Raw genomic sequence first — 9,447 nt, 5'->3', positions numbered from 1 at the left:
TGGCACCGGTCACCCGATCCGGGGAAAGGCGCGGCTGGGGGCCGCACGGCGGCGCGGGCGGGGCGTACCGCCGGCGTCAAGTCGGCGTCAGGTCCGTGTCCCGTCAGCGTCCCGTCAGCGCCCCGCCCGCGTCCCGCCCGCGTCTTCGTCAGCGGACGGAGAAGTGGATGATGTCCTCCAGGAACGGGATGCGGATCAGGGGGTCCGGCTGGGCCATGAGCCCGAGCAGGATGATCGCCGCGCCGAGTATCCCGTAGGTGATCACGTCGGTGAACCGGCTGCGCACCGCGAGCATGCCCACGGCGGTGACCGCCCAGCGCAGCCCGGCGCCGAGCAGCAGCGCCGCGCCGATCAGGATGGTGCCCGCCCGGAACTGCCCGGCAGCGGTGACGATGAGCCCGATGGCCGCCCCGGCGATCACCGCGATGATCGGCCACTGCCGGACCGGCGCGGGCGCGTCCCCGCCGGCCGCCCGGCCGCCGCCCTCGGGCCGGGCGACGCCCCGGGTGCCCTCGGGCCGCCCGCCCGGGTCCTGGGACGCGGCACGCACGGTGCCGTCGGGGATGTCCGCGGGTCCGCCCGCCGCCTCAACCGACATGGCCCGCCACCGTCCGCTCGGCCGCCTCCACGACGTTCTGGAGCAGCAGCGCGCGGGTCATCGGCCCGACGCCGCCCGGGTTCGGCGACAGCCACGCCGCGACCTCGGCCACCCCAGGATGGACGTCGCCGACGATCTTGCCGTGCTCGTCCCGGCTGACGCCGACGTCGAGCACCGCCGCACCCGGCTTGACGTCCTCCGGCTTGATGATGTGCGGCACGCCCGCCGCGGCCACCACGATGTCCGCCTGCCGCAGGTGCGCCGCCAGGTCCCGGGTGCCGGTGTGGCAGAGCGTCACCGTGGCATTCTCCGACTTGCGGGTCAGCAGCAGCCCGATCGACCGGCCGACGGTGATGCCGCGGCCGACCACCACCACGTCCGCGCCGTCGATCCCGACCCCGTGCCGCCGCAGCAGCTCCACGATGCCGTGGGGCGTGCAGGGCAGCGGCCCCGGGACGCCGAGCACCAGCCGGCCCAGGCTCGTCGGGTGCAGCCCGTCCGCGTCCTTGTCCGGGTCCACCAGCTCCAGCACGCGGTTGGCGTCGATGCCCTCGGGCAGCGGCAGCTGCACGATGTAGCCGGTGCAGGCGGGGTCCTCGTTCAGCTCGCGGACGACCGCCTCGATCTCCTCCTGCGTGGCGGTGTCCGGCAGTTCGCGCTGGATGGAGCCGATGCCCACCTGCGCGCAGTCGCGGTGCTTGCCCGCGACGTACCACTTGCTGCCCGGGTCGTCGCCGACCAGCAGGGTGCCGAGGCCGGGCTCGACACCGCGCTCCCTGAGCGCTTGGACCCGGGAGGTCAACTCCGACTTGATCGCGGCGGCCGTGGCCTTGCCATCGAGAATCTGGGCGGTCATGGCTCCATACTCGCGGATCTGCCCGGCAGCGGACCAATCCGCGCGCGAACCGGCCCCGTACCGGTCCCGTACCGCCCCGGACCGCGGCTTCCCCGTCAGCTCGCGTCGCGGATGGTGACCGTGTGGACCATCTTGTCGGCCCAGGTCTGGTGCAGTTCGTCCCACAGCGGCCACAGGAAGCCGAGGAAGCACGGGAGGGCGTCCACCGCGTGCAGGACGCGGCGCCCCACGGCCCGGCCGAAGCCGAGCGCCGAGCCGTCCGCCAACCGCAGCAGCCGGATGCCCACGATCCGCTTGCCCGGGGTCTGCCCGGTCTTCCCCTCGCGGTAGGCCAGGAACAGGAAAGCAGCCAGCGACAGCACGGCGCCGACGAGGATCAGCAGCCCCGAACTCGTCGGCACCGACGGCGTGGGGCACTTCGACCGCTCGATACCTCGGTCGTCGCACGCGTTCCACGCGTCGGCCACTTTCGCCGCGAACCGCCCGTACCCCGCCAGAAACAGGCCCGTCGGTATCAGGTTGAACATCAGCCCGTCGAGCACCATCGCGCCCAGCCGCGCGCCCCACCCCGCCGGCGGCGGCATGCCCAGTGGCCGGTTCCCCACCGCCGGATACCCGTACCCGGGCGGAAGCGGATCACCATACGGGCCGGCGGACCCAGGAAACTGACTCACGGGCGGATTCCTTGCGGCAGCAGGGGACGATGCGTGCGCGCACATCGTCAGGCCCCCACCCCCGCCAGTGCAAGAGTCATCCCCCCGCAACCCCCGAGGACGCACCCGAGCGAACCCAGGGGCGCGAGGAACTGCGCGACCAGCCCCCCACCGGCAGGTGGTCCCGGAACCGACAGGACCACCCACCCCGGAGGGTCAGGGGCACCGCCCCCGCGAGGTCAGTGGAAGAAGTGCCGCGTCCCCGTGAAGTACATGGTGACCCCGGCCTTCGCCGCAGCCTCCACCACGGCCTCGTCCCGGATCGACCCACCGGGCTGCACCACGGCCTTGACGCCCGCGGCCGTCAGCACCTCCAGCCCGTCCGCGAACGGAAAGAACGCGTCGGACGCCGCGTACGACCCCGCCGCGCGCTCCGCCCCGGCCCGCTCCACCGCCAGCCGCGCGGAATCCACCCGGTTGACCTGCCCCATCCCGACCCCGACGGTCGCCCCGTCCTTCGCCAGCAGGATCGCGTTGGACTTGACCGCGCGGCACGCCCGCCACGCGAACGCCAGGTCCGCCAGCTCGTCCGCGCCCAGCGCCTCGCCGGTCGCCAGCGTCCAGGTCGCCGGGTCGTCGCCCTCCGCCTGGAGCCGGTCCTTGACCTGGACCAGCACGCCGCCCTCGATCGGGCGGTACTCCGTGGCGGCCGCGGGCGCGTCGGCGCAGCGCAGCACGCGGATGTTCTTCTTGCGGGCCAGCACCTCCACCGCGCCCTCGTCGTACGCCGGGGCCACGATCACCTCGGTGAAGATCTCCGCGACCTGCTCGGCCATCGCCACGGACACCGGGCGGTTGACCGCGATGACGCCGCCGTACGCGGAGACCGGGTCGCAGGCGTGCGCCTTGCGGTGCGCCTCGGCGACGTCCGCGCCGACCGCGATCCCGCACGGGTTGGCGTGCTTGATGATCGCCACGCAGACGCCGTCGTGGTCGTAGGCGGCGCGGCGGGCCGCCTCGGTGTCGACGTAGTTGTTGTACGACATCGCCTTGCCGTGCAGCTGCTCCGCGCCGGCCAGACCGGTGCCGGAGCCGTCGGTGTAGATCGCCGCGCCCTGGTGCGGGTTCTCGCCGTAGCGCAGGGTGTCCAGCCGGGTGTACGTGGCGCCGGTGAACTCGGGGAACTCCTCGTCCGCGCTGTAGCCGTCGAGGAACCAGGACGCCACGGCCACGTCGTACGCGGCGGTGTGCTGGAACGCCTCGGCGGCGAGCTGCTTGCGGGTGGCGAGGTCGAAACCGCCGTCGGCGACCGCGGCGAGCACCTCGTCGTACCGGGCCGGGCTGGTGACGACCGCGACCGAGGGGTGGTTCTTGGCGGCGGCGCGGACCATGGACGGGCCGCCGATGTCGATCTGCTCGACGCACTCGTCCGCGCTCGCGCCCGACGCGACGGTCTCGCGGAAGGGGTAGAGGTTCACCACGACCAGCTCGAACGGCTTGACGCCCAGTTCGTCGAGCTGCCTGCGGTGGTCCTCGAGCCGCAGGTCGGCGAGGATGCCGGCGTGCACCCGCGGGTGCAGGGTCTTCACCCGGCCGTCCAGGCACTCGGGGAAGCCGGTCAGCTCCTCGACCTTGGTGACGGGCACGCCGGCCGCGGCGATCCGCCCCGCCGTCGAGCCGGTCGACACCAGTTCGACCCCGGCCGCGTGCAGGCCCCGGGCCAGCTCCTCCAGGCCGGTCTTGTCGTAGACGCTGATCAGCGCGCGGCGCACCGGCCGCTGCGTTCCGTTCGCCCGGGGGCTGTCCTGCGCGGTGTCCTGGGGAGTGGCGCTCATGCCGGAATCAAAACCTTTCGTCCCTCGATGCGGTACCCGTCGCGCGACAGACGTCCCACCACGTCGACGAGCAGACGTCGCTCGACTTCCTTGATGCGCTCGTGGAGCGCGTCCTCCGTGTCGTCCGGCCGGACCTCGACCACGCCCTGGGCGATGACCGGGCCGGTGTCGACGCCGTCGTCGACGAAGTGGACGGTGCACCCGGTGACCTTGGCGCCGTACGCCAGGGCGTCGCGCACGCCGTGCGCCCCGGGGAAACTGGGCAGCAGCGCCGGGTGCGTGTTGACGATCCGGCCGCCGAACCGGGCCAGGAACCGCGCGCCGACGATCTTCATGAAGCCGGCCGAGACCACCAGGTCCGGGTCGTGGGCGGCCGTCGCCTCGGTGAGCGCGGCGTCCCAGCCGTCCCGGTCGGCGTGGTCCCGCAGCCGCACCGTGAAGGTGGGCAGCCCGGCCCGCTCGGCCCGCTCGAGTCCGACGGTGCCGTCGCGGTCCGCGCCCACGGCGACGATCCGGGCGCCGTAGCCGGGGTCGGCCTCGATGGCGTCGAGCAGGGCCTGGAGGTTGGTGCCGGAACCGGAGACGAGGACGACGAGACGGGCGGGAGTGCGGGCAGCCACGGACGGGGCCTCTCTCGGGCGTGCGGGAATCCCGCGAACGGGGACCTGGGCGGCTGTGTTTCGGGCGGCTTGGATGTTTCTATGAGACCGGGGCCGCTCGTTTTGGGGCGACCCTACGAGCGCGCCGGTCGTCAGCAACGATACCGGCACTCCGGGCGGCCCCCACGGGACGGGGGAGCGTCCGGGCGGTAGCGTCTGGGGGAGAACACGTACGCGACAGGAGTCGAGCCCAAGGGGATGGCGCATCACATCATGAGCAGCGGCCGCATTGAACTCGCGCTGCGCGCGCCTGGTGGCGATCAGCGGGACAACCCGTTCGCGCCGCCGCCCGAGGGTGCGCCGGACCGCCCGTGGCAGCCGCGGCAGCCCGGCCGGCCGGCCGGCAGCAGCGGGCGGCAGGAGGGCGGCACCGGCTCGGGTGAGGGCGCGGGTTCCGGCGCGGGTTCCGGTTCCGGCAGCGGGAGTTCGGGGGGCGACGGCTCCAACGGGGCCGACGGCTCCGGTTCCGGTTCCGGTTCCGGCGACGGGCCGCAGGGCACCCCGCCGCCCCCGCACGGCGCACCCCAGGCGTGGGGCCACCAGTGGAGCAGCCGCCAGCCGCAGTCCGGTCGGCCGGACCCGTTCGCCCGGCGCCCCGAGCAGCCCGGGCCGACCGGCCCCCAGGGCCAGGGCCCGCGCTTCGACCCGACCGACCCGGCGCAGCGCCGCTCGCGGTACGCCCTGGTCTGCGGCGGCTGGGGCCTGATCTTCTCGCTGCTCGGCTGGACCCCGCTGGGCCTGCTGCTCGGCGCGCTCGCCCTCTACTGGGGCGTCAGCGCGCTGCGGATGTCGCCCGAGGACCGCGCCAAGGCCCGCGCGCAGGCCGCCTCCGCGCTCGCCGACGCCACCCAGAGCCCGCGCCCGGCGCCCCCCGCGCCCGGCCCGGACGCCCAGCGCTCCTTCCTCACCGCGGCCTGGACCGGCATCATCACCAGCGCGCTCGCCCTCGCGATCGTCGGCACCACGTACGGGTTCCAGATCGCCTACCGCGACTACTACGACTGCAAGGCCGACGCCCTCACCGCGCCCGCCTCGCACTCCTGCCAGAAGCTTCTCCCCTCCCCCCTCCGCAGCCTCCCCGCCCTCCGCGACTGACCTCCCCGAGGCCCCGCCGGGGGAGACGACCGCGGGCCTTGCGGGACCTCGCCCTCGACCGCGCCCGGCCGGCCGGCGGCCGTGGGTACGGCAGGACCTTCCCCGGCGACAGCGAGTCCCACCGAACGAAGCCCGACCCCGCCCACTCCCCCACTAGCCCGCCCGCCGACACAGCCAGCACTCCAACCGAGGGCGACACGGCACCGTGCCCGGCGGGGACTGCCCCCGCACCGCGGCCAACCCCGCGTACGGTCCGGCCGGGCTGGCGGCTACGCCTACAGGCCGCGCAGCTCTCGTAGGGTTGCCCCTCGCCCGCGCCGCCGACCGACCGCCGGCCACAGGCCGCGCAGCGGCGGCGGGTACGGCGCGACCGACGCGCAGTCAGCCGGCCGGAGGCCCGCCGGGCGCCCCGGGCCCCGCTGGCGACTGCGGTCCGTAGGTCGGGCAGCGGCGGCGGGTAGGCGGCGGGGCCGTCGCGCGGTCAGTCGCTGGGCGATTCCGGGGGTGGCGGGGGTGCGGCGGTGGGGGGTAGGTCGGGCAGTGGGGGCGGGAACATCGGCAGGGGGGCCGGGGCGAGCCCGGGGAGCGGCGGGGGGAAGGCGGCCGGAGCGGTCGGCTCGGCGGAAGCCGGTTTCGGCAGGGGCACGGGCGGGGGTGGCGCGACGGCGGGGTCGTCGTTCGTCGCCGTGGTGCTGCCCGACCTGCGCAGCCGCGCCCAGGCCGTCTGGGGCATCCGCGGCCGGGGCACCCGCAGCTTGGGCAGGCGCAGCCCGCCGACCAACGACCGCCACGGGTGCGGCGGGTGGGCGACGTGGTAGCGCAGCAGCAGCGCACCCGGCAGCGCGATCACCAGCGTCCATCCGGCTGCCGCGGCCCCCGCCAGCCACCAGCGCGGCCCGAAGTCCGCGAGCCGGTGCGGCCCGAGCGGACCGCCCGACCAGGCGGCGAGCACCGCGAACCCGGCGCCCAGCGCCAGCGCGGCCCCGAAGGTGACGCGGACCGTACTCCACACCGGCCAGGCGTCGTTGCCGACGAACCAGGCCACTCCGAGTGCGGCCAGCACGGGCAGCGCGAGGGTGCTCCAGCCGGCCCAGGACGTACCGGTGTGCGGCAGCGCGGCCAGCAGCGGGAAACCGGGCAGCAGGACGTAGCCGGAGGCGCCCGCCGGGGCGACCGCGCTGCCCGCGCCGACCGCGAAGCCGGTGCCGAGCGCGTAGGAGGCGGCCCAGACCGCGAGGTTGGGCACCAGGCCGACGGCGACGAGCAGCACCGAGACCCGCCCCACCAGCGAGGCGCTGAGCTGCTGGTAGGTCTGCCCGACCGCACCCATGTGGCAGATCAGCGCGGCCGCGCCGATGAGGGCGCCGCCGCCCACCAGCAGCGCGACCGCGCCGGCCGCGGCCCGCACCGCCGCGCCGGCCTCCTCGGCGTGGCCGCGGTGCAGCCGGTACGTGCCGCGCCCGGCGCGGAAGCGGTCGAGCGGCAGCAGTTCGGGCCCGGGCCGCCCGCAGCCGGACCACGCCCCGCAGCTCGCGGCGGCGCCGGCGAAGAGCAGGACGTAGGGCGTGGTCAGTGGGGCGACGTGCACGGAGCCGCCGGTGGCGTAGACGGCCGCGACCGCGGCGAGGGTGAGGTAGCCGGCGAGCACCCACCCGGTCACCGCGGCGGCGGCCCGCACCCGGGCCCGGCCGGTCAGGCGGTCCGCGGGGTCGGAGGCGCCGGCGGACCGGTCGGCGTGGTCGGGGTGACCGGCGTCGGCGGCATCGTCGGCGTCCTTGCCGTCGACGGCGGCGGCCACCGCCGAGGCCGTACCGCGGAAGAGCAGCCACGCGGGCAGCGCGCTGAGCAGCAGCGGCGCCACGGCGACGGGTGACGGGTCGCCGGAGAGCGTGGCGGTGCGCACCAGGCCCGCGCCCTGCGCGAGCAGCCAGAGGTCGGCGCTCACATGCAGCGCGCCGCCGAGGCTGGTGTCGGGGAACGGCGAGCCGATCCACAGCAGCAGCACGACGGCGGCGATCCCGCCGAGCCCTAGCCCGGCGGCGGACGCGCCCGCGGCCAGCGCGGACACCCACAGTGCGGCCCACCGCGGGGGCAGGGCGGATACGGAAGCGGAAGCGGTCAGCGGCTCGCTCGTCTGCGTCACGGCCACCCATGGTGGCAGGAACACCCGTTTCGCCCGGGGAGAAGGCGAAAAGTCGACGTGTCGGCGAGAATGAGTGCTATGTGTCATTTTTTCGGACTGTCATGTCAGCGGACGAACGCCAGCATTACGGTAGGTACCGCTCGCCGAGAGGCGGTCCGATGACGTCACGGCGCAAGGCCCGCAAGCAGGCGGCGGCCCAGAAGCGGAACGGCGTCCAGGGCACCACCGCGGTCGGCGGCGGCGATTCGGCTGCGGGGCGCGGCGGTTCGGCGGCGGGGCGCGGCGGTTCGGCCGCGGGCCGTGGCGGGGCGGCGGCCGGCCGCGGCTCGGCCCGGCGGACGCACCGGAAGGGAGCGGCGGGCGGCAGCGACCGCCCCGCCCGCCCGGCGAACGGCCCCACCCGCCCGCGCGCCGGCGCCGAAACGGCCGCGCGCCCGCCCCTGGAGGCGCTGGTCCTGGTGGCGGCCACGGCGCCGACCGCCATCGGCGCGCCGACCGCGACCGCCGCCCCCGCACCCGAGGCAGCGCCCGCGCCCGTCACCTTGGCCCCAGCCACCCGCGGGCTCGGCACCGGCGGACCCGACATCGTCGCCCCCGCCCCCGTACCTGACGCACCGTCGGAACCGCACCCCGCCGAGCCGGCCGCGTACCCGCTCGGCGGCACCGAGCCCGACGACGACCCGCCCGACCTCTTCTCCCTCGCGCCCCACCCGCCGGCCCCGGCCGCCACCTGCGACCTCGGGCTTTCCGGTGACGCCTCGCCCGCGGACGCGTTCGACGCCCTTTACCGGCACGCCGCGGGCGCCCTGGCGCGCCAGGCGGAACTGCTCACCGGCGACCCGGACCAGGCGCGGAAGTCGGTGGCGTACGCGTACGGACTGGCCTGGCAGCGATGGCCGGAGGTCGCGCGGGACAGCGACCCGGTGGGCTGGCTGCGCGCGGCCGTGTACGAGCACGCGCTCGCGCCCTGGCAGCGGTGGGTGCCGGAGTGGGCGGGCGGGCACCGGCCGCAGCCGTGTACCCCCGACGACGCGCTGGCCGCGGCCCTGCTCGCGCTTCCGCCGCGGCAGCGCACGGCGGTGCTGCTCCACGACGGCCTCGGGCTCGCACTGCCGACGGCGGCAGCGGAGGCGGAGGCGAGCGAGACGGCGGCCGCGGCGCGGATCGTCGCGGCGCGCGCGGCGCTGACGGAGGCGGTGCCGGACCTCGCCGAGGAGGTGCTGCCGGAGCGGCTGGGGGCGCTGCTCGACGAGCGCCCCCGAACTGAGACCGCGTCAGATGATCGCACCGGCGCGGATGGCGCCCCCGGGGTCGCCTCCCCCGAACCGCCGGAGCCGGCCGGGCGGCCGGACGGTGTGCGGGCCGCGAGCGAGCGCGCGACCCGGCACCGTACCGTCGGCGCGTACGCGCTGACCGCGGTGATCGCCGCCGTCACCACGGTCGCGGTGATCGTCACCCCGGACCACCAGGCGCCGCGCCCGGCCGGGCAGTCGGGGCCGACGGCGACCGCGACCGCGCCCGCCCCGAGCACCGATCTGACAACCACCGCGCCCGGGGCCGTACAGCACAGCGGGGGGGGGGGGGGGGGGGGGTGTTGGGGGGGGGAGG

The 9,447-nt window shown here is 76.1% G+C and carries 8 protein-coding genes; 2 read left to right on the top strand and 6 right to left on the bottom strand.

Annotation, left to right across the window (positions count from 1 at the left end; genetic code table 11):
* Positions 1–148 precede the first annotated feature (148 nt).
* The 5 genes from AC3ERT_RS36200 to purN all read right to left on the bottom strand — a co-directional run bounded on the left by AC3ERT_RS36200 (position 149) and on the right by purN (position 4,592).
* A complete protein-coding gene (locus AC3ERT_RS36200; protein WP_335978126.1) occupies positions 149–598 on the bottom strand; it encodes a DUF3017 domain-containing protein in 450 nt (149 codons plus the stop codon).
* Entirely contained in the window at positions 588–1,454 is an 867-nt protein-coding gene (locus AC3ERT_RS36195; protein ID WP_335978128.1) for a bifunctional methylenetetrahydrofolate dehydrogenase/methenyltetrahydrofolate cyclohydrolase, read from the bottom strand. Before AC3ERT_RS36195 ends, AC3ERT_RS36200 begins: the two co-directional genes overlap by 11 nt.
* A gap of 95 nt (positions 1,455–1,549) precedes the next feature.
* Positions 1,550–2,059 carry an RDD family protein gene (locus tag AC3ERT_RS36190; RefSeq protein WP_435124985.1) on the bottom strand — a complete coding sequence of 170 codons (510 nt, stop codon included), beginning with the start codon at positions 2,057–2,059 and terminating at the stop codon, positions 1,550–1,552.
* A gap of 287 nt (positions 2,060–2,346) precedes the next feature.
* Positions 2,347–3,942: a bifunctional phosphoribosylaminoimidazolecarboxamide formyltransferase/IMP cyclohydrolase gene (purH, locus tag AC3ERT_RS36185; protein ID WP_435179381.1), complete on the bottom strand. Its 1,596-nt coding sequence runs from the start codon at positions 3,940–3,942 to the stop codon at positions 2,347–2,349.
* Complete coding sequence (gene purN, locus AC3ERT_RS36180) at positions 3,939–4,592, bottom strand: phosphoribosylglycinamide formyltransferase (protein WP_335978522.1); 654 nt, start codon at positions 4,590–4,592, stop codon at positions 3,939–3,941. Before purN ends, purH begins: the two co-directional genes overlap by 4 nt.
* A gap of 207 nt (positions 4,593–4,799) precedes the next feature.
* Here purN and AC3ERT_RS36175 point away from each other — a divergent pair, with 207 nt between their 5' ends.
* Positions 4,800–5,696: a hypothetical protein gene (locus tag AC3ERT_RS36175; protein ID WP_435179379.1), complete on the top strand. Its 897-nt coding sequence runs from the start codon at positions 4,800–4,802 to the stop codon at positions 5,694–5,696.
* Positions 5,697–6,177: 481 nt separating this feature from the next.
* On the opposite strand, the gene AC3ERT_RS36170 is transcribed toward AC3ERT_RS36175, so the two are convergent.
* The gene (locus tag AC3ERT_RS36170; RefSeq protein WP_435179377.1) at positions 6,178–7,839 is read right to left on the bottom strand and encodes a cell division protein PerM; all 1,662 of its coding nucleotides are present in this window, start codon (positions 7,837–7,839) and stop codon (positions 6,178–6,180) included.
* A gap of 158 nt (positions 7,840–7,997) precedes the next feature.
* Here AC3ERT_RS36170 and AC3ERT_RS36165 point away from each other — a divergent pair.
* On the top strand, positions 7,998–9,447 hold a 1,450-nt coding region (locus tag AC3ERT_RS36165), incomplete at its 3' end, for a sigma factor-like helix-turn-helix DNA-binding protein (RefSeq protein ID WP_435179375.1).

It is taken from the genome of Actinacidiphila sp. bgisy145, assembly GCF_057708125.1.
This window is presented reverse-complemented; position numbering and strand designations above follow the sequence as displayed.

Bases quoted from the DNA above. Each gene is read 5' to 3' on its own strand.
- AC3ERT_RS36200 (WP_335978126.1), bottom strand. From the start codon at position 598: ATGTCGGTTGAGGCGGCGGGCGGACCCGCGGACATCCCCGACGGCACC.
- AC3ERT_RS36195 (WP_335978128.1), bottom strand. From the start codon at position 1,454: ATGACCGCCCAGATTCTCGATGGCAAGGCCACGGCCGCCGCGATCAAG.
- AC3ERT_RS36175 (WP_435179379.1), top strand. From the start codon at position 4,800: ATGGCGCATCACATCATGAGCAGCGGCCGCATTGAACTCGCGCTGCGC.
- purH (WP_435179381.1), bottom strand. From the start codon at position 3,942: ATGAGCGCCACTCCCCAGGACACCGCGCAGGACAGCCCCCGGGCGAAC.